Source organism: Candidatus Symbiopectobacterium sp. 'North America' (assembly GCF_015762685.1).
GTDB lineage: Bacteria > Pseudomonadota > Gammaproteobacteria > Enterobacterales > Enterobacteriaceae > Symbiopectobacterium.
Window position 1 is genome coordinate 48864 of the sequence record NZ_PEHF01000053.1, and the last position, 18410, is coordinate 67273.

15 protein-coding genes and 5 pseudogenes are annotated in these 18410 nt (G+C 52.9%); 11 read left to right on the forward strand and 9 right to left on the reverse strand.

Annotated features, from left to right (window positions below; all coding sequences use genetic code 11):
- Nucleotides 1–263: 263 nt before the first annotated feature.
- The 7 genes and pseudogenes from rstA (at nt 264) to CS369_RS24630 (ending at nt 6151) form a co-directional block, all read left to right on the forward strand.
- Nucleotides 264–1010 carry a two-component system response regulator RstA gene (gene rstA, locus CS369_RS12005; RefSeq protein WP_196907271.1) on the forward strand — a complete coding sequence of 249 codons (747 nt, stop codon included), beginning with the start codon at nt 264–266 and terminating at the stop codon, nt 1008–1010.
- A pseudogene (gene rstB / locus CS369_RS12010) lies at nt 1007–2281 on the forward strand (two-component system sensor histidine kinase RstB); the annotation flags it as partial. The gene rstA and the pseudogene rstB, both read left to right, overlap by 4 nt.
- 156 nt (nt 2282–2437) lie before the next feature.
- Complete coding sequence (asr, locus tag CS369_RS23595) at nt 2438–2878, forward strand: acid resistance repetitive basic protein Asr (RefSeq protein WP_244664977.1); 441 nt, start codon at nt 2438–2440, stop codon at nt 2876–2878.
- 404 nt (nt 2879–3282) lie between these two features.
- Nucleotides 3283–4119: pseudogene (locus CS369_RS12015) on the forward strand (serine protease).
- Between the two features lie 316 nt (nt 4120–4435).
- Nucleotides 4436–5770 carry an EAL domain-containing protein gene (locus CS369_RS12020; protein ID WP_280514777.1) on the forward strand — a complete coding sequence of 445 codons (1335 nt, stop codon included), beginning with the start codon at nt 4436–4438 and terminating at the stop codon, nt 5768–5770.
- Nucleotides 5771–5823: 53 nt separating this feature from the next.
- Nucleotides 5824–5940: an EAL domain-containing protein gene (locus CS369_RS24625; RefSeq protein WP_280514778.1), complete on the forward strand. Its 117-nt coding sequence runs from the start codon at nt 5824–5826 to the stop codon at nt 5938–5940.
- Nucleotides 5927–6151, forward strand: a complete 225-nt coding sequence (locus CS369_RS24630; RefSeq protein ID WP_280514779.1) for an EAL domain-containing protein — start codon at nt 5927–5929, stop codon at nt 6149–6151. Before CS369_RS24625 ends, CS369_RS24630 begins: the two co-directional genes overlap by 14 nt.
- A gap of 172 nt (nt 6152–6323) precedes the next feature.
- Here CS369_RS24630 and hrpA read toward each other — a convergent pair whose 3' ends face one another.
- Nucleotides 6324–10211 carry an ATP-dependent RNA helicase HrpA gene (gene hrpA / locus CS369_RS12025; RefSeq protein ID WP_196907273.1) on the reverse strand — a complete coding sequence of 1296 codons (3888 nt, stop codon included), beginning with the start codon at nt 10209–10211 and terminating at the stop codon, nt 6324–6326.
- 254 nt (nt 10212–10465) lie between these two features.
- Between hrpA and CS369_RS12030 the strand changes: the two genes are divergently transcribed.
- A complete protein-coding gene (locus tag CS369_RS12030) occupies nt 10466–11071 on the forward strand; it encodes an FMN-dependent NADH-azoreductase (RefSeq protein WP_196907274.1) in 606 nt (201 codons plus the stop codon).
- A 122-nt stretch (nt 11072–11193) separates the two neighbouring features.
- Here CS369_RS12030 and CS369_RS12035 read toward each other — a convergent pair whose 3' ends face one another.
- From CS369_RS12035 to CS369_RS23625, 7 genes are all read right to left on the reverse strand, one after another.
- A complete protein-coding gene (locus tag CS369_RS12035) occupies nt 11194–11466 on the reverse strand; it encodes a YnbE family lipoprotein (RefSeq protein ID WP_374191057.1) in 273 nt (90 codons plus the stop codon).
- A 55-nt stretch (nt 11467–11521) separates the two neighbouring features.
- Nucleotides 11522–11983 carry a YdbH domain-containing protein gene (locus tag CS369_RS23600; protein WP_244664968.1) on the reverse strand — a complete coding sequence of 154 codons (462 nt, stop codon included), beginning with the start codon at nt 11981–11983 and terminating at the stop codon, nt 11522–11524.
- The gene (locus tag CS369_RS23605) at nt 11956–12291 is read right to left on the reverse strand and encodes a hypothetical protein (RefSeq protein ID WP_244664969.1); all 336 of its coding nucleotides are present in this window, start codon (nt 12289–12291) and stop codon (nt 11956–11958) included. Before CS369_RS23605 ends, CS369_RS23600 begins: the two co-directional genes overlap by 28 nt.
- A gap of 168 nt (nt 12292–12459) precedes the next feature.
- Complete coding sequence (locus CS369_RS23610) at nt 12460–12666, reverse strand: hypothetical protein (RefSeq protein ID WP_244664970.1); 207 nt, start codon at nt 12664–12666, stop codon at nt 12460–12462.
- Between the two features lie 12 nt (nt 12667–12678).
- Nucleotides 12679–12858, reverse strand: coding sequence for a hypothetical protein (locus tag CS369_RS23615; protein ID WP_244664971.1), 180 nt, complete (start codon nt 12856–12858; stop codon nt 12679–12681).
- A 129-nt stretch (nt 12859–12987) separates the two neighbouring features.
- Nucleotides 12988–13554: a hypothetical protein gene (locus tag CS369_RS23620; RefSeq protein ID WP_244664972.1), complete on the reverse strand. Its 567-nt coding sequence runs from the start codon at nt 13552–13554 to the stop codon at nt 12988–12990.
- Entirely contained in the window at nt 13547–13930 is a 384-nt protein-coding gene (locus CS369_RS23625; RefSeq protein ID WP_244664973.1) for a hypothetical protein, read from the reverse strand. Before CS369_RS23625 ends, CS369_RS23620 begins: the two co-directional genes overlap by 8 nt.
- Nucleotides 13931–14266: 336 nt before the next feature.
- Between CS369_RS23625 and CS369_RS25200 the strand changes: the two are divergent.
- The 3 pseudogenes from CS369_RS25200 (at nt 14267) to CS369_RS12055 (ending at nt 18091) form a co-directional block, all read left to right on the forward strand.
- Nucleotides 14267–15818, forward strand: a pseudogene (locus tag CS369_RS25200) (methyl-accepting chemotaxis protein).
- Between the two features lie 237 nt (nt 15819–16055).
- Nucleotides 16056–16988 (forward strand): annotated as a pseudogene (locus tag CS369_RS12050) (methyl-accepting chemotaxis protein); the annotation flags it as partial.
- 119 nt (nt 16989–17107) lie between these two features.
- A pseudogene (locus CS369_RS12055) lies at nt 17108–18091 on the forward strand (2-hydroxyacid dehydrogenase).
- A gap of 18 nt (nt 18092–18109) precedes the next feature.
- Here CS369_RS12055 and CS369_RS25205 read toward each other — a convergent pair.
- Nucleotides 18110–18232 carry a DUF333 domain-containing protein gene (locus tag CS369_RS25205; RefSeq protein WP_374191058.1) on the reverse strand — a complete coding sequence of 41 codons (123 nt, stop codon included), beginning with the start codon at nt 18230–18232 and terminating at the stop codon, nt 18110–18112.
- Nucleotides 18233–18410: the final 178 nt, after the last annotated feature.

Genomic DNA, 18410 nt, shown 5'->3' on the forward strand with positions numbered 1-18410 from the left:
CCTTTCATCAAGCGTCAATAATACATCTGCCCTGTTTTACCAGGCTCACGGGTTACCCCTCTATATTGTCACGAGCGTGAGTGATTTGACAGCGCGAGCACGTTATCAAGCTCACGATATTTCAATGAAATCAGGTATCTGCACGATATACCCTTTTACGCTTCATTGCTGGCACCGCTAATGTGTGGGCGCTATGCTAACGCAAGACGAAAACGGTTTGCCACACGGCAGGCTGACGATAGAGAACAATAGCTACGGTGACTATGCATAAGATTGCCTTTGTGGAAGATGACCCTGAAGTGGGCAAACTGATTGCGGCTTATCTGGGAAAACATGACATAGATGTTCATCTGGAGCCGCGCGGCGATAAAGCGCTCGACTTCATCACGCAGCAAAACCCCGATCTGGTGCTGTTGGATGTGATGTTGCCGGGCAAAGATGGCATGACCATCTGCCGCGAGTTGCGCCCGTTGTACAGCGGCCTGATCGTGCTGCTGACCTCGCTTGACAGCGACATGAACCACATATTGGCGCTGGAAATGAGCGCAGATGATTATATTTTGAAAACGACGCCGCCAGCCGTACTGCTTGCCCGCTTGCGACTCCATCTGCGTCAATACTCAGCGCAACCCGCCACTCAGGTTGCGCCTGAAACGCCCGCGGTACAGGCGCAGGTTCAGGTGCACAAAACGCTGCACTTCGGGTTGCTGTGTATCGATCCGGTCAACCGTGAAGTGACGCTGGCGGAAGAGAATATTGTGTTATCCACCACCGATTTCGATTTACTGTGGCAGTTGGCGACCCATGCCGGACACACCATGTACAGGGATTTGTTGCTCAAAAATCTGCGAGGTGTCAGTTATGACGGTATGGATCGCAGTATCGACGTGGCCATTTCCCGTCTGCGTAAAAAATTGCACGACAATGCACTGGAGCCCTTCCGTATCAAGATCGTGCGTAACAACGGTCACCTTTTCGCGCCGAACGCCTGGGAGAGCGCCATACCATGAGAAAACTGTTTGTGCAGTTTTTTCTGTTACTGTTTGCCAGCTTCGTGGTAATGACACTGCTGGTAGGGTTGGTCTACAAAATGACCGCAGAGCGCGCAGGCCGTCAGTCGATGGACGATCTGATGAAAAGCTCGCTCTATCTGATCCGCAATGAACTGCGTAACATCCCGCCGCACGAATGGCATAAAACTATCAATGAGATGGATCTGAACCTGTCGTTCACGCTGAACATTGAGCCGCTGAGTAAATACCGTTTATCGCCGAAAGCGCAACAGCGGCTGAATCAGGGCGAAATTATCGCGATCGAAGATCAATACACCTTTATCCAGCGCATCCCGCGCTCTCACTATGTGCTCTCGGTCGGGACAATCCCTTATCTGTTTTTCCTGCATGAAATGCGGCTGTGGGATTTGCTGTTTGTGATGCTGATTGGTCTTTCTCTGGCACTGCCAGTGTTCTTGTGGATGCGACCGCATTCGCAGGCCATGTTGAAGCTGGAAAATGCCGCGCAGCGATTGGGTGAAGTCCATCTTGAAGAGCGACTGCACTATGACAACACATCAAGCATGGTGCGACTGGGTATCGCATTTAACCAAATGGCCGATAATCTCAATCAACTGATTGTCAGTAAAAAGCGGCTGATCGACAACATTGCCCATGAATTACGCACCCCGCTGGTACGCCTGCGCTATCGCCTCGCCATGAGCGACAATTTGAGTGAGGATGAACAAACTGCGCTCAACCGCGACATTGGGCAATTGGAAGCGCTGATTGACGAGTTGCTGACCTATGCACGCCTCGATCGCCTACAAGTCTCACTCCACCTGACGCAAATTGATGTGACGGTCTGGCTGCAAAATAAAATCGATGAGTGGCTCATGCTGCACGCAGATAAGGTATTCGCGCTGTCGATGCTGCCCGGTACAGATATTGGCTATCTAGATATGCGCCTGATGGAGCGGGTGCTAGATAATCTGGTCAATAACGCACTGCGTTTCTGCTACTCACACATCACCGTCAGCGTATCCCGAGATGGGCCAATGGCCTGTCTTCAGGTGGATGACGATGGCCCCGGCATTGCTCAGGAAGACCGGGAAACGGTATTTGAGCCGTTTATCCGACTGGAGGCAGGGTTGGAAAACAGCAGTGGCGGTTGTGGGCTGGGCCTTGCGATTGTTTATGCCATCGTGCAGGCGTATGACGGCACCATTGTGGTGGAGAGCAATGAATGGGGCGGCGCACGTTTCCGTTTCTGCTGGCCGATCAAAACCGATATCCCCGTTCGCCCTGCACTCCCATCCTTAGGGTGTACATTGCGTTACACACCGATACCAATGACTCACAGACCCTCAACGGGCTTTTTCTTATGCTTCTTTCACCGGGCCGCTTCAGAGCCCACATGTGAACGGAATAATGAGGAATTGATGATGAAAAAAGTATTAGTGTTGATCGCAGGTGCCGCTCTGGGTCTCTCCTCTGTCGCGTTTGCAGCGAACACCACGGCTGCGCCAGCAACCACACCTGCTGCACATGCTCAGGAACATGCGAAAAAGACCGTTAAAAAAGCCGCCAAACCGGCTGAACAAAAGGCTCAAGCGGCTAAAAAGCACGTGAAAAAAGCTAAACCGGCTGCTGCGCAAAAAGCGCAAGCTGCTAAGAAACACGTGAAGAAAGCGACTAAACCTGCCGCACAAAAAGCCCAGGCTGCCAAAAAACACGTGAAGAAAGCCGCTAAACCTGCCGCACAAAAAGCCCAGGCCGCCAAAAAACACGTGAAGAAAGCCACTAAGCCTGCCGCACAGAAAGCTCAGGCTGCCAAAAAACACGTGAAGAAAGCCGCTAAAAAACCGGCTCCTACCGTAGCCTAACCGCATCACCGTTTCTTGTCTCAAGATCCCTGCTCCGGCAGGGACTTGTTAGCCATAAAATGCCGCCAACACCAGCGGGTTTCACGCAGAGTTAGCGAGTATGACACCCGGTGAATCGGGTGTTTTTTTATAACAGGCATTCCAGCCGCTCCCCTCCCGGTAGCCGCCCTATGCCCGGACGCACACGGTATATTTAATGGGGTGCCTGATGATGTTCCATCGCTACTCATTTGAAATTGCGTTTACGTTGGTGCTGGTGTGCAGGTTTATCACGCTGTTGTTCTTTTTATGACGAACACAAAATCGATTCCAGATAGCACCTGAACCCACCATCCTGGCAAACCTGACTATAGTTAGTGGGCAACGTAAAAAGATATCGCTTTTTCCGCAAGGTAATCCTATTGATGCATAAACTGGCTTGGTTTTTCTGTTTGATAGCGTTAACCGCAGCCCAGAGCTGGGCTGAACAATCCCCCTAGGAAGCGGAACGTCAGAAAATCCTTTTCTTCAATCATGACGACCGCGATCCGGTGCCGACACCCAACGCTTGGCCCTGGCAGGCCATTGGTCAACTGGAAACCGCAAGCGGCAGCCTGTGTACCGCCACGCTAATTGCTCCGCATCTGGCATTAACCACAGGTCACTGCGTCTTGACGCCGCCGTCAGGAAAACCCGACAAGCCGATTGCACTACGTTTTATTGCAGTCGATGGCGAATGGAAGTATGAAACACACGCCATCGAAGCAGTGACCAATAGCGCGCTACGCAAAAAATTGCAGCCCGACGGCGAAGGGTGGATTGTCTCTCCTGCCGCCGCACCGCTGGATTATGCTCTGATTTGGCTGCGCGATACGCCTGCGGGCATCACGCCATTAACCACCTGGAATGGCACGCAGTCAGAACTGAATGCCGCACTGGCGCAACAACAAGCAAAGGTCACGCAGGCAGGCTATCCCGAAGACCACCTGGAAGCGCTCTATCGCCATCAGGATTGTGTGATTACCGGTTGGGCCGCGTCCGCGATTTTATCTCACCAGTGTGACACCTTACCCGGCGACAGCGGTTCTCCACTGATGCTGAAAACACTACAAGGCTGGCAATTGATTGGTATTCAAAGCTCTGCGCCAGATGCCAGCGAACGCGATCGCGCTGACAATCATGCGGTTGCCATCACCGCCATTCAACGGCAATTGAAGGCGCTGGCACGTCATGCGATGAAAAACGCTGCTGTTTCAGAATAATTTATCGCCAAACGCGGCGTAAAGCTAAACGCTGTACATACAAGCGCTAGCCAGGCGATCGGTTTCATGTAAAATCGCCTTACTACGCCCTTCTCGTTTTCATCAGATAATGCAAACGCGGTACTTCTCCGGTTTTTTATCCTGTGAAATATCATGAATAGCGGTGCCTAATGACAGGTTTGTCCCCTATTGAATAGGCTAAGATGAGGTGTTCTTATAGCGCATAAATGGAGTCATCAATGCTAAGACAGTTGAATCATGATGAGGAGCAGCGGATGCATGCGCTCGATAGGTTATTGTTTCACCTGGATACCTCTTGGATACCTCTCAAGATAATGTGCTTAGCCAAATCACTTCGTTGACCAGCAAGATATTGAATATGCCCAGCGCGCTGATCACCGTCAGTGATACCCATTCATTGCATATCAAAGCCAAACACAATTTCGTGCTCAGCGAGATGCGCAAAGTCGGCGCACTCGATCAGTACACCATGCAAACCAACGAACTGCTGGTCTGCAATGACACATCGCAGGATGAGCGCTTTAAGAACAGCCCGTATGTCAGCGGTGAGCCTCACATCCGGTTTTATGCAGGTATCCCGCTGATTACCAAAGCCGGTTATGCAATCGGCACCCTAAGCGTTGTCGACTATGTTGCACGTTCGTTTTCAAAAATGCAGCGCCGTGATTTAAAAACGCTGGCATCCATTACCATGGCACTGATCGAATACCGCAACGCCATTGGCCTGATCGATGCCGTGACCCTATTACCCAATCGCCAGAGTCTTATCGAAGATATCAGCCAGTCCACGGATATTTTCGAAGATTTCGTTCTTATCCTGCCCGATAGTATCGATCTTACCTATATCTATGAAATGGCGCGCTCTCTCGGGATGCCAACGGTAGAAAGCGTACTCAAAGATATCGGTCTGTTCCTACGACTGAATATCAGCCGGCAAGCCAGCATCTACAGTATTTCTGCGGGCCGTTTTGCACTGCTGGTCAAAAAAGAGCAGCAAGAGCAGGTACTGAGTACACTGATGTCGTGCGCTGACCGAATTCAGCGAAGCCTCACCAGCCATATCCCGTTGAAACTGGAAATTTTTATCGGCTATACCGAATTTCAGATCCCGATTGATGACCCGCAACGTATTCTGCGTGAGGCATTGAGTGCGCTACACGATGCACTTAAGAAAAATACGCGCCTGATGGCCTATCACAAAGAGAGTGATGAGTACCAAAAGCGCGCTTTCACGCTGCTTAACGATTTATCGGATACCTTGCAGCACGACCATCCAGGGCTGTATCTGGTGTACCAGCCGAAATTGCATATCAAAACGCGGCGCGTGATCGGTGCCGAAGCGTTGATTCGCTGGCGACACCCCGAATTCGGTGAAATCTACCCGGACCAATTTATTCCACTGGCCGAAGATACCACCCTGATGCGTCCACTAACGGAGTGGGTTATTCAGCAGGCGGCACGGCAAGTCAGAAAATGGCGACAATCTGGCATTAATATTTCCGTCTCGGTCAACGTCACCGTTACCAATTTCGCCGAAGAAGATTTGATTGAACGTTTACAACGCATCCTACGAACCAATGAACTCAGCATCCACGATATTGAATTTGAATGCCTTGAAACGCAAAAATAGTCGAAAACTCCGCCGCGCTCTCCACCATTAAAAAACTGAAAGACCAGGGTTTCATGATCTCCCTGGATGACTTTGGAACCGATTACAGCAACCTTAACTACCTGAAAAACACTCCAGCCCAAGTGATCAAACTCGATAAGTCGCTGATCAAAGGATATGAAGACGGATAAGAGCAGCCGCATTATCGTGCAGCACACCATTGAGATGCTGCATAAATTGAATTATCTGGTGCTGGCAGAAGGGATTGAAGATGAGGAAACGCTCGATTATTTAGGGCAGTACAATTGCGATCAGGGCCAGGGCTATTATTTCTCGCGCCCGTTGGTGGCCGACAATTTTGCACAGTGGTTAGAGTTACATGGTGCCAGCATAAAATCGTAATCCTCCGTCGTTTTATCACCGACCGACGCCTATCCTTCTCCCAGTACCCCGTCGTGCTTACCACTGCGTATCACTCACACAACGCCCCTCTTTGCTAAAGCAGCGGACATAAAAAAGCAGACGTACCGTTTCCGCTCCGCCCGCATTTTGCTTCACAATACGCCGCTAACTCTTATAGCACAATCTGCTCCATGGCTTGCAGTACCCGTTTATCTGAAATGGGATAGGGTGTGCCCAATTGCTGGGCAAAATAGCTGACGCGTAGCTCTTCAATCATCCAGCGAATATTTTTCACATTGTCATCATCGCGCTGCGCTTCAGGCACCTTATGCCACCACTGCTGCCAGGCTTGCTGCACCTGCTCCACCTTCAGCATTTGCGCCCTGTCGCGGTGAACATCCTGTGCCAATTTTTCCAGCCGACGCTCAATCGCCTGCAAATAGCGCAACACATCGGGCAGTCGCTGCCAGACGACATCGGTAACAAAGCCGCGATAAACCAAGCCACTCAGTTGTGCTTTGATATCGCTTAAGGCCAACGCCAGCGCCATATCGACCCGACCTTTCAGACGTTTATTAATAGCGAAAACAGTGGTCAGGATCTGCTCCACCTGCCTGGCGATATCAACCACGGTTTCGTTCAGATCCGCGCGCACCTTTTCATGCAACTGCTGGAACGCGGCTTCCTCCCATACCACGCCCCCTGCTTGTGCCACCAGTTTATCAACGCCGCAGGCGATGCAATCATCGATCAGATCCAGCACTTTGCCATAGGGGTTGAAATAGAGCCCCAACTTGGCTTTATTCGGCAGCTTTTCATGCAGATATTTGATGGGGGATGGGATATTGAGCAAAAGTAGGCGATGCAGGCCGTGACGCATCGCGTGCTGCTGCTGTTCCGGCGTATCAAATACCCGGATTGCGACGCTTTCTTTCTCATCCACCAGTGCCGGGTAAGCCTTCACCGAGTAACCGCCGCGCTTCTGCTCATAGCGTTCCGGCAGGGTGCCAAAGCTCCAAATATGCAGTCCCTGTTGCTCCAGCCCATCATCAGCAACGGCAGATAAGGTCTGCAGCACTTTCTCTTTAAGCTGGGTTTTCAGCGCCGCCAGATCTTTGCCTTCGCGTAACGTATGATTTTTTTCATCAATCACGCGAAACGTTATTTTCAGATGATCGGGCACCTGTTCCCATTGCCACTCTTCACGCGGCACGGTTACACCGGTCATCAAGCGCAGTTCGCGCTCCAGCGATTCAAGTAGTCCCCGTTCCAACGGCGTGGCACGCCCGAGAAAGGCTTGAGCATAGTTAGGTGCCGGCACAAAATTGCGTCGTAACGGTTTGGGCAAGGACTTGATCAAGGCAATGATCAGGTCTTCACGCAGACCGGAAATTTGCCATTCAAACCCGTCCTCACGCACCTGATTGAGAATCTGCAGCGGAATATGCACCGTGACCCCATCCGCATCGGCACCGGGCTCAAACTGGTAGGATAAACGTAGTTTAATCGCCCCCTGATGCCAGAAATTGGGGTAATCCAAGGCACTGACCTTTTCCGCGCCATCTTTAATTAATATGCTCTTTTCGAAGTTGAGCAGGTCTGCGTCTGCACGACTGGCGGCTTTCCACCAGTTATCAAAGTGACGGGCTGAGATAACCTCGTGCGGGATGCGCTGATCGTAAAACGCAAACAATGTCTCGTCATCGACCAGAATGTCGCGACGGCGTGATTTGTGCTCAAGATCTTTCACTTCCGCCAGCAGTTTGAGGTTCGTACGAAAGAAGGCGTGCCCCGTTTGCCAATCCCCTTCCACCAGCGCATGGCGGATAAACAGTTCACGCGCCAGCACCGGATAAATCTGGCTGTAGTTAACCTTTCGCGCCGCCACAATCGGCAAGCCATACAGCGTGACTTTTTCCTGCGCCATTACCACGCCCTGCCCTTTTTCCCAGTACGGTTCGCTGTAGCTGCGCTTAATCAGGTGCTGTGCAACCGGTTCAATCCATTCCGGTTCCAGGCGGGCCGCCATGCGTCCCCACAAGCGACTGGTTTCCACCAATTCCGCTACCATTACCCATTTAGGAGGCTTTTTAAACAACGCAGAACCGGGGAACAGCGCGAAGCGTGCATTGCGCGCGCCGGTAAACTCCTGCTTTTCTACATCTTTCTGACCGATATGAGAAAGCATACCGGTCAACAGAGCGCAGTGAACGCTAAGATAGTCAGCCGGTTCGCTGTTAACCGGGATGCCCAGGGTCTTCACAACCTGACGCAGTTGGGTGTAAATATCCTGCCACTCGCGCACGCGCAGGTAGCTCAAGTAGTCACTGCGGCACTGTTTACGGAACTGGCTGGAGGAGAGTGCCTGCTGCTGCTCACGCAGGTAGTTCCACAGGTTGACCAGCGTGAGGAAATCGGAGGATTTATCGACAAAGCGCCGGTGTTTTTCATCGGACGCCTGCTTTTTGTCCAGTGGGCGTTCACGCGGATCCTGAATCGACAGCGCAGCGGTTATCACCATCACTTCACGCACACAGCGGATTTTACTGGCCTCCAGCACCATGCGCGCCAGGCGCGGATCGATAGGCAACTGGGCCAACTGCCGTCCTGACGTCGTCAAGCGGTAGTGACCGTTCTCAGCGGTAGTGATCGCTCCCAACTCTTCCAGCAGACGCACACAGTCCTGAATGTTGCGGTTATCCGGCGCTTCAACAAACGGAAACGCAGCGATATCACCCAACCCGAGAGATGTCATCTGCAAAATGACCGAAGCCAGATTGGAGCGCAAGATTTCCGGGTCGGTAAATTCAGGACGCGACAAGAAATCGGGTTCAGAATAGAGCCGAATACAAACCCCGGCGGCCACGCGGCCACAGCGCCCTTTACGCTGATTGGCGGACGCCTGCGAAATGGCTTCGATCGGCAAGCGCTGAACCTTGGTGCGGTAGCTGTAGCGACTGATGCGCGCCGTGCCAGGGTCAATCACATAACGAATACCCGGCACCGTGAGTGAAGTTTCCGCCACGTTGGTGGCCAGCACAATACGCCGCCCGGCGTGGGATTGGAAAACACGGTTCTGTTCCTGATTGGATAAGCGCGCATAAAGCGGCACCACCTCAGTGTGCGGTAAGTCCAGCTTGTTGAGCGCATCGGCGGTATCACGAATCTCCCGCTCGCCGCTCATAAACACCAGAATATCCCCCAGCCCTTCGCGGCTCAGCTCATCGACGGCATCGAAAATCGCCTGTAGCTGATCGCGATCGCTGTCATCCGCCTCCTCAACCACCGGACGATAGCGTACTTCCACCGGGTAGGTACGCCCTGACAATTCCACGATCGGGGCATTGCCGAAATGGCGCGAAAAGCGCTCAGGGTCAATGGTTGCCGACGTGATAATGACCTTGAGGTCGGGGCATTTTGGCAACAGTTGGCGAAAGTAGCCCAATATGAAATCGATATTCAGGCTACGTTCATGTGCCTCATCGATAATGATGGTGTCATACTGCATCAATAACCGATCTTGCTGAATCTCCGCCAGCAAGATACCGTCGGTCATCAGCTTCACCAGTGAAGTTTCCCCCACCTGATCGTTAAAACGCACTTTATAACCGACACAGCCGCCCAGCGGCGTATCCAATTCCGCCGCGATGCGATCGGCCACGGCACGTGCAGCCAGACGACGCGGCTGGGTATGACCAATCATGCCTCTGACACCGCGCCCCAGTTCCAGGCAGATCTTCGGCAACTGGGTGGTTTTGCCTGAGCCGGTTTCACCGGCAACGATCACCACCTGGTTATCGCGCACCGCACGCAAAATCTCGTCACGCTTCTGACTTACCGGCAGCGCGGGCGGGTAGCTGATGGCCGGACAACTGGCCCGGCGCTGCACAACGCGCGTTTGCGCTGCAGCGATCTCTACACCGAGTTCCTGCGCAATAGCGGCTTGCGCCTGTGGGTTACGCACTCTCGCCGCCCCCTGTAAACGGCGTTGCAGGCGCAACCTGTCGCGCAACATGAGCTCATCCAACTGAGATGACAATTCTGTAAGGGGTGATGTCACAATTCTGTTCCTCAAACGTATATCGCGCAAGCGCTACGCAGGCTGCCTCTGCGCCTGCGTTTTATCATTCGGTGGGAATGTTATCACATGCCGGCGCGGCTGTTATCACCGAGCCCTTTTTCTCTTGTTCAATAAAATCGAACAATGCCTTCGAAATATTGCACTTTCAACCTGTTGGTACACTGCATAAGATGCTAGTCATCCGGGGGCAATGACAAGACATACCCCATCCAAACGAGAAAAGGAATGACACAATGAGCAAAGTACTAGTTCTGAAATCCATCATTCTGGCAGGGTATTCCCAGTCAAACCAACTGGCGGATCACTTCGTCGCCGAATGGCAAGCCGCGCACCCGAACGATACTCTGACCGTGCGTGACCTTGCAGCCAACCCGATTCCGGTGCTGGATGGTGAACTGGTGGGAGTACAGCGTCCTTCCGATGCGCCGCTGACACCGCGTCAACAAGAAGCACTGGCACTGTCTGATACCCTGATTGCAGAATTGCAGGCGCATGACGTGGTGTTACTGGCCGCACCGATGTACAACTTCAATATCCCGACCCAGTTGAAGAACTACTTTGGCCTGGTTGCCCACGGCGGTGTGACGTTCCGCTACACCGAACAAGGTCCGGAAGATCTGGTGAAAGGCAAACGTGCTATCGTACTGACCAGCCGTGGCGGCATCCACAAAGGTACTCCGTCTGATCTACTGGAACCGTACCTGCGTCTGTTCCTGTGCTTTATCGGCATTACCAACGTGGAATTTGTGTTTGCAGAAGGATACGGCTACGGCCCGGATGTTGCTCAGAAGGCGACCGAAACGGCAAAAGCACAGCTCTCTTCACTGGCAGCAGCGTAATCCCAGCTTGCCGTTACCTGATGGCGCATGCGCCATCAGGCCCCAGATTCATCATTACTACCCTGTCTCAGTATTGTGTGTTTGGTTAGCCACTGCGCGTCTTTCGACGCGCTTTTTTTGCTTCAGCGCCCCTGAACCGCCGCCGCAGGTGTGACTACCGTTTGCGCACGCGTCTGTTCTCGGGTTGTGGTTTCCACTCGGCTTTCGCTTTCACTCACTGCCTCCGCCGCGTTATTACCGGATTCCAACAATCGAGTGGCATCCTTATCAGCACGAATAGTGATATCGTGCTCAACCCGGACGTTCATATTGATGGTGATCGGTGTGGTAGGTGCAGCCACCTCAATGCGCGGCACACAGCCTGCCAGCAGCACCGCCAGCAGGCTTGCAGCCACGTATGGTGCGCGGACAGAACGATGTCGCGTGCGCGCACTGCCTAATTTCCTGAATTTATTCTCGTTCATTGGCTCGTTGCTCTAGTGTGTCCTGCACGGTGCCGCCAAAACGCAGGCTTTGCCAAAGCTGGCTCAAATCCTGCCAGTGGCGGTAGTTAAGTATGACCGGTTTTTGCCTGCTACGCGTCGAGTTCTTGCCTTCAATATGCGCCAGCAGCGCCATTTCACCTTGCGGCGTCATGTCCACAGAAGCATAGGCACGGCTGATTTCCAGATAACGTAGCCAGTTCACCACGGAACCTTGCGCCATGTTACGTTGCGCCAGCTCATCGGCCAGCTGTTGGTCAAGACGCAGCGTAAGTGATTTGTCGTTACGAAGCTGTCCGCGTGTGATCATCTTGTTCGGGTCAGTGAAATCGAGCGGCAGTACACCGCTCATTTTTCCTGAAAGAGCAAACTGCTTTATCTTGAGCGCGGTCACCAGTTCACTCAGATCAACGCCCTCGACGGTAAACAACACCGGATCGCGCAGCGGCCAACGCAGTGCAGAGAGACTGACTCTCCCCCCGAGCCCCCCATCTCCGCCTGCGACAAAATCAGAGGATTGCGCTCACTGAAGGGATATGCGCCCTGCAATGCCAAATGGATATCCTGCATGGTGAAGACGCTGACCAGTTTGTCGATATGCAGCGTGACGGGCTGTTTGACACCGAATTCCCAGCGGTGCTGTGCAAAACGATACGGTAAAACAAAATTGACGCCGCGCACTTCCCCCATCCGGCAGCCAGGCGCTGCCATTTTTAACCACCCAGAGCCCACCTGCACTGAAGTTCTGCTTGCGAGCGGCTGAAAAGGCCACCTGCGCATAAAATTCCCCTGAACGGACGTTAATGTTCAGTTTCGGCGATAGCAGTGGTTGAAACACGGTTAACGGCTGCGCCGCCCACCATCCAATACCGCGCAGACGTTCACCATCCCAGCGGCCACGCAGCGCTACCGGTCCAATCGCTTCCGCATTGAGATCGCCCTGCCATTGAAAATGGGATAGGCTACGTCCTTCGACGCTAAACAGCAACTGTGAGGGGGGAAGGTATCCGCCTTCCCCCAGGTCAACCCGCTGGAGAGTTGCTCAACCGTGATAAGCGCATCTTCCCAACGTCCATGCCCGGCGACATCCCACTGGCTCCCGAGCGGCGGCAACCGCCCTTCGCCTCAATAACGCCACTGCCAGCGGCCCTTGTCCGGCCAGAAATCTTGCGCCTGCCCATCCAGGTGCAGCGCGATACGTCCCCAGTAGCGATCCTGAGCGCGGACGATTGCCTGTAACCGACCATTCACGCCGTTGGCATTCAAGCGCACACCGGCCAACGGCCAGCGCGCCTCCTCCAGCACCGTCTGCGCCGAAGGTCACCCCCAGGCACGCAGTAGCGATCCCGGCAGCAGCGCCAGCGTTGGATTGATAACAGAACCGCGGATCTCACCGGGAATGGTGGCACTCAACGAAATGTCAGACAGATTGGCCTACCCTGTAAGCTGAAAGCGTAAGGCGCTGTCAATCAACCCCACTCGACCGGGTCCCAGCACCAGCACGGAGTTGGCCCTGCCGTTATGCCCTTGCGTCAGCATATTCAAACGCGCATCAATGCGCGTTTGCTGCCAGCCATCGAGCCAGTCATGCAGCGTCATTGAGACATTACCGGATAAGGGTTGTGTGGCGTATGGCCAACGCCAAACGCCGTTTTCGATATCGATACGGTCTGGGCTCATTTTCCACGGCAGCGATACCAACGGCGTGCTGTCATGTTGCGCCTCCAAACGCAGAACCCCTTGAGGTCCCTGCCAGTTCAGCGCCAGCGTGAGCGGATCGGGGATACTGCCGCTTTCCATGCGCCCTTGCAACGCGCCACGCAATGGAGGCTGCGACACGCTCTCCGCCAGATCGGCCTCACCGCGTAGCACCAAACGAGAAGCGACATCCGGTGCAGAGAACTCCGCGCTCTCCAACGTAAAATGCGTATCTTCGACTTTTGCCGTCAGCGATAGCAGTTCACTTTGGTAACGCAGGGATTGCTGCTGGCGATCAATCACTAGCTGTACCTTCCCGGCATAACTGTCCCATGGCAAAACCGCCAGACGGCCGGGCCGATATTGATGTCGGCAGCGAACAGCCGCGCCTGCCACTTTGCCAGTAACTCCGGCTCGGCGTCTGCGGAAGACGCTGGCAGGCAGTGTCCAGCGTTAAGCGATCAATGTCCACGCGCCAGCGCTGCTGCGCGCGCTGGATATTATCGACATCAAGTAGCACACAGTCGCCCACCGCAATCCGCACGCCCGCCGTGTTCACGCCCTGGTGCCAGACAGGGCGGGATTTCAAGGTAAAGGATGCGCCTTCAGGCAATACGCTTCTCGCCACAGAGGCCAGCCACTGGGGTGAGGTGTACCAGATAACCAGTACAAGCAGCATTGCGCTCCCTGCGGCAAACAGACACTTTCTCATTGGGGATCCGATCGACAGCAGTTTTTTTCACCTGTCCAGAAGTGTGTACACGTCATTATTAACTTCGTTAACCTATTCAGTCACGCTTTGCACCATTCAGCGCACATATTACTTACAGATTAGTGATAAAATGTTTACTTACGCGTAAAAGCTGCAATGCTTTAGCACCAAAATCATCGCAGGCTTAAGGCACATTGATAAGCATAAAAGTGCCACGGCCACGGGTTACGGCATTCAGGTTAGTTAATGAGTTTCTTGTGTTAACCACGCTGTACCCGGAATTTGTATTTAAAGGACTACGTCATGCGCAAAAATCTTCCCATCCTCTCGCAGTGCTATTCATTGGACGCAGAGACACGGCTTATGTCTGTGACCACACCCGGTAGCTTTATTACCTACGCCAACAAAGACTTTATTCAGGTAAGCGGCTACCACGCAGAGGAATTGATGGGGGAGCCTCATAATATTATCCGACACCCGGATATGCCGCCATCCGCGTTCGCGGATATGTGGAACACCCTAAAGAAGGGCAACATCTGGACGGGCATCGTTAAAAACCGCCGCAAAAATGGCGAATTCTACTGGGTAAAATCCAGTACAACACCGCTAAAAAAGGGCGATCGGCTTACGGGGTACATGTCTGTACGGATCGCCGCCACCCACGAGGAAATCGCCCAGGCTTAAGCCCTTTATGACCGGGTCAACAGCGGTAAACTTACACGCCAAACCTTTTTTCAAGGTCTGTTAGTCTATCGCGGCCTGTGGGGATGGTTAAACCTGACAAAAACCTTACCCTTGCGCTGGCGTATTAGTATCTGCTTTCTGCTGTGCAGTCTGTTGCCCTTATCGCTGGCGGGCGCAGCCCTGCACGCACCCCCTCTGCGCCCTTATGGCTGGGGCTACTTGCCGCCAGCTCCATCGAGGGCTGTGAATTACTGGTTCGTCAGGTAGCAGCACCACTCGCGCACATTTTGCAACAGGCAATGCGCGCCGCCGCTGGCCAGGCAGACTCCATGGAACAACTGGATCGCATCGATGAGATCGGCATGCTGATGCGTGCAGTCAACCAATCCGGCCTGAACTTTCGTACCTTCGTTGACGACGTCAACAGCAACCTGCAAGCGCTGAATACCGCCTGCCGCGATATCGCGCAGGGTAATCATACGCTGTCGCAGTGCTGCGAAGACACCGAAGACAATTTGCAACAGACTGCGGCGTCCGTAGAACAACTTACCCTACCATTAAAAGCAATGCGGATGCCACATTGCAAGCGTCTCATTTCACACAGGATGTCAATCGAGCGGTCAACAGTGGCGAGGAGGCCGTAGGTCAGGTGTCTGCCACCATGGCAGCGATCACCCAGTCCAGCGCGCGTATTACCGATATTATTAGCGTACTCGATGACCTTGCCTTCCAGACCAATATTCTGGCATTGAACGCTGCCGTGGAAGCGGCACATGCCAGAGAACAGGGGCGAAGTTTTGCCGTGGTAGCCGGCAAAGTACGTTCGTTGGCGCAAAAGAGCGCCGCATCAGCGCGTGACATCGCTGCCATCATTGATGAGACGTTCAACACCATCCGCGCCGGAGAACATCAGGTTTCTCATACTCATACGTCCATGGGGAACATCCTGCAACAGGTGCAACGTGTCACCAATTTGATGCAGGAGATCAGCCTGGCCACGCAGGAGCAATCACACGGACTAAACCAGATCAATAGCGCGGTCACCAAGATTGATGAGTTGACCCATCAAAATACCGTATTAGCCAGCCAGTCGCACAGAGCGACCTATCAATTGGAGCGGCAAATTGCCGATATGGCCCGCGCCATTTCCGTTTTCAACGCCCCGCGTTAAGGCCTCGTTTCGCAGCCGGATAGGATCACTATCCGGCCTTTTTTTCTCACACGAAAAGCGCTGTAGCACCCTTCAAAATTTTGGACGTCACCTATAATGAACAGGGTCGTTTTTTGTTATTTATCTCGCATCACCATTATCACAAAAAAGTAATTAGCCTCCTCATGGTTTTCAGCATTTGCTGATCAGTCTGAGCGGGGTTATGTGTATTCATTCTTTTTTGCCACCTTACTTGCCAGTGAGTTTCTGGTACGACACATTGCCGCCCCGTTAGAAAAGATTCTCTCTCAGGCTATTAACTCCGCCTCGGGTCAGGCAAATAACCATTTTCAATTAAATCGTGTCGATGAGGTTGGCATGCTGCTGCGTGCCGTCAATCAATCAGGCGTGAATTTTCGCACCTTTGTGGATGACGTGAACGGACAACTGAGAGAAGTCCGCAGCGTCTGCGGTGCTATCGCCCATGACAACCTGACATTAAGCCAGCGTTGTGAGGATACGGCGCAAAGCCTGCAAAATACGGCAGCATCGATGGAACAGTTGACCGCTACAGTGAAGAATAACGCGACCGCCTCCCACATGGCTTCGCAGTGTGCCATGGATGCCAACAGCGCCGTTGACGTGGGTGGAAAAGCGGTGCAGCAAGTTGCCAGCACGATGGACACCATGACGCAATCCAGCCAAGCGATTAACGATATTATTAACGTGCTGGACAATCTGGCCTTTCAAACCAATATTCTGGCGCTCAACGCCGCCGTGGAAGCCGCACATGCAGGCGATCAGGGGCGAAGTTTTGCCGTGGTAGCAGGCGAAGTGCGCACGCTGGCGCAACGCAGTGCGACCCCTGCCAAAGATATCGCGAGCATTATTTACACCACCATCGATAACATCAGCCGTAGTGACAAACTGGTGTACCACACCAGTGATTCGATGGGTAATATTCTTACTCAGGTGCAGCAGGTCACACAGTTGGTGGGTCAGATCAGTCTGGCAACCCAAGAGCAGTCCATTGGACTCAATCAGATTACTGATGCAGTTAATAACATTGACGAGCTAACACGCCAAAATACGCTGCTGGCCACCCACTCCAGTTCCGCGATCGACTGTCTGGAAAAGCAGATTTCTATCATGGCAGACGCTGTTTCTGTGTTCAGCACGGTGCGCAGATAATAACCTGATTTTTATGTACTTTCTTTTTCAGCAAACCACCACGACATGACTGTCGGTGGTTTGTCTCACCCTGGTTTTCTTGCTAACGTAGCGGAAGTATTCTTGCGGAGAGACGCGTGATGAAAATCGCTATTTACAGCACCAAGCAGTACGACCGTAAATTTTTGGAAAAAGCGAACCAGCAGTTTGGTTACGAGCTTGAATTTTTTGATTTTATGTTAAGCGCGCAAACGGCCAAAACGGCGGTGGGCAGTCAGGCAGTATGCATTTTTGTCAACGATGACGGCGGCCGCGAGGTGCTTACCGAACTGGCACAGTTAGGCGTAAAAACCCTCGCGCTGCGCAGGGTTTAACAACGTGGATCTGGATGCGGCAAAAGCGCTAGGCATCAATGTGGTGCGTTTACCCGCCTATTCACCATAAGCCGTTGCCGAGCACGCCATTGGGCTGATGCTCAGCCTCAACCGCCGCATTCATCGCGCCTACCAGCGTACCCGCGATGCCAATTTCTCTCTTGAAGGCCTGATTGGATTCAATATGCATCAGCGCACGGCAGGGATCATCGGTACAGGGAAAATAGGCATCGCGACCATGCGTATCCTGAAAGGATTCGGTATGAAGCTACTGGCCTTCGATCCCTATCCAAATTGGAGTTGGGTGCGCAGTACGTTGATTTGCACACGCTGTATGCGCAGTCTGATGTCATCTCTCTGCACTGCCCGCTGACCCCATAGAATCACCATCTGTTGAATGCTAACGCCTTTTCTCAAATGAAAGATGGTGTAATGATCGTCAATACCAGCCGTGGGGGGTTGATTGACTCACAGGCAGCCATTGACGCCTTGAAACAGCAAAAGATTGGCGCGCTCGGGATGGATGTGTATGAAAACGAACGCGACCTGTTCTTTGTTGATAAATCCAACGACGTGATTCAGGACGACGTGTTCCGTCGTTTATCCTCTTGTCACAACGTACTGTTTACCGGTCATCAGGCCTTTTTGACCGAAGAGGCATTGCTCAGCATTTCTCAAACCACCCTGAGCAACATCAAGCAACTTGCCCACGGTGAACCCTGCCCTAATCAGTTGAGCGTATATCCCTGATCGGCGGGCAATAGCAACTCAGCCCGCCGGACACATCCCATTCAGTAACGATGATTCATCGCAACGTTTACCGTTGGCTAGCTGGCAGGTGCCGATATTACTGCCGTTCAATTGCCGAGACTGCGGCCCGCCAACGTACAATTAACCTCTGCCGGAGAGCTGCTTTTCAGCAACAATGCTGTCTCATTCCGGTTTAACGCATTGGCCTCGCTCTGTGCGGCCTGATGTGTCACTGCTGCATGCGGTTACCAGCACTGCGCCAATACCGACCAATAGCCATTGATACCCTTTCATTCATTGGCTCCATTACTTATTTTAT

Excerpts from the sequence above, each read along its gene's own strand:
- rstA (WP_196907271.1), top strand. The coding sequence starts at position 264 with ATGCATAAGATTGCCTTTGTGGAAGATGACCCTGAAGTGGGCAAACTG.
- asr (WP_244664977.1), top strand. The coding sequence starts at position 2,438 with ATGAAAAAAGTATTAGTGTTGATCGCAGGTGCCGCTCTGGGTCTCTCC.
- CS369_RS24625 (WP_280514778.1), top strand. The coding sequence starts at position 5,824 with ATGATCTCCCTGGATGACTTTGGAACCGATTACAGCAACCTTAACTAC.
- CS369_RS24630 (WP_280514779.1), top strand. The coding sequence starts at position 5,927 with ATGAAGACGGATAAGAGCAGCCGCATTATCGTGCAGCACACCATTGAG.
- CS369_RS12030 (WP_196907274.1), top strand. The coding sequence starts at position 10,466 with ATGAGCAAAGTACTAGTTCTGAAATCCATCATTCTGGCAGGGTATTCC.
- CS369_RS23625 (WP_244664973.1), bottom strand. The coding sequence starts at position 13,930 with ATGCTGCTTGTACTGGTTATCTGGTACACCTCACCCCAGTGGCTGGCC.